At 69.7% G+C, this 396-nt stretch carries 1 protein-coding gene; it reads right to left on the bottom strand.

The annotated features are described in order from the left end of the window. Positions 1-396: ABC transporter transmembrane domain-containing protein (locus LPA54_RS41280; RefSeq protein ID WP_267488048.1), on the bottom strand; the 396-nt coding region annotated here is incomplete at both ends.

Here is a 396-nt window from a genome sequence, read left to right as displayed (position 1 = left end):
CGTCGCCGTTGGTCTTCTCGTGCCGCCGGTTCAGCACCGCGAAGTCCGCGTCGTTGGCCCGCTCGCGGCGGAAGGCGCGCACCGGGCGGATGCCGTTCATCGTCTCGACGAACTTCACGATCACCGCGGCGATCGCCGTCGACCGCTTCCGGTACACCCGCTGCGCCCGCCGCTGGTAGGAGCGCACCAGCAGGTACAGCGGCACGAACGACGCCACCGCCACCGCGCCGAGGCCCAGGTCCAGCCAGAGCAGCAGCACCGAGATGTACACGGCGGACAGGATCGTCATCACCAGTTCCTGCAGGCCCTCCTCCAGCAGCTCCCGCAGCGACTCGACGTCGGTGGTGGAGCGGGAGATCAGCCGGCCGGAGGTGTAGCGCTCGTGGAAGTCCACGC

This window comes from Streptomyces sp. DH12 (assembly GCF_020873895.1).
In the GTDB taxonomy this organism is placed as follows: domain Bacteria; phylum Actinomycetota; class Actinomycetes; order Streptomycetales; family Streptomycetaceae; genus Streptomyces.
This window is presented reverse-complemented; position numbering and strand designations above follow the sequence as displayed.